Raw genomic sequence first — 813 nt, 5'->3', positions numbered from 1 at the left:
CCCACATTCTGGACAGCACGCACCTGGGTCAAACTCGCGGCGCTCCCGCGGGGTTGCATCCGAGACAGGGGGGGGCGGCGGCGCAAAACAGGAGCTGACGCCTCCTCTAGAACGGGCTCGTCCAACCCTTCGTCGATAGGGGCGTCGTCCTTCTCAGCCACTGCAACCAGCAGGTCTTCCAAAGCCAGTTCCAGTTGCTCGATCTCGCGCTCGACCTTCTCCGAGGATCTACCAAACGCCAGCTTTTGCAACTTGGCGATCCGCAGGCGCAGCGTCTGCACCAATTGATCATGGGCCCGCAGCGTGGCTGACATCTTGGCGTTCTCCGCCGCAATCATCGCCTTCAATTCGGCGGGGTCGGTTGGCAGTTTTTTTTCGGAGTGCGACATGCGCCTAACTACCAAAATTCAGGCGCAAACACCATATAAATATAGTCGATCAGAAGCTATAATCACCCCACGCGCGCAGGCGGAGCGCCCCAATTCGGACGCCGCCAATCGATGCCTTCCCAGAGCATTGCAAGCTGCGCAGAGGTCAAACGCAAGGCACCGTCTTCCGCGCTCGGCCAAGGAAAGCGGCCGCGTTCCAAAACTTTGTAGTAGAGACAAAACCCCTGACCGTCCCAGTAAAGAAGCTTAACCCGATCTCCTCGCCGACCCCGGAAGGCAAACACAGCATCGCCCGTGGGCTTCTGGCGCAATACATCTTGAGCCATAGCGGACAAACCTGCGATCCCTTTGCGCATGCCCGTCACGCCGCACGCCAGATACACACGGACACCGGGTCCGGGCACGATCATGCTGCCTCAACTGC

Annotated in this window: 1 protein-coding gene and 1 pseudogene; both read right to left on the bottom strand. The window is 59.5% G+C overall.

Translation table 11 applies throughout. The features are described 5' to 3' along the window. Positions 1-389 (bottom strand): annotated as a pseudogene (locus tag J7392_RS24145) (transposase); the annotation flags it as partial. Between the two features lie 62 nt (positions 390-451). Continuing rightward, a complete protein-coding gene (gene tnpB, locus J7392_RS24140) occupies positions 452-799 on the bottom strand; it encodes an IS66 family insertion sequence element accessory protein TnpB (protein WP_247744764.1) in 348 nt (115 codons plus the stop codon). Between the last annotated feature and the right edge of the window lie 14 nt (positions 800-813).

Origin of the sequence: Sulfitobacter sp. R18_1 (genome assembly GCF_017743915.1) — a bacterium.
GTDB lineage: Bacteria > Pseudomonadota > Alphaproteobacteria > Rhodobacterales > Rhodobacteraceae > Sulfitobacter > Sulfitobacter faviae.
The sequence above is the reverse complement of the archived record's forward strand: the minus strand, read 5'-3'. Positions and strand labels throughout refer to the sequence as shown.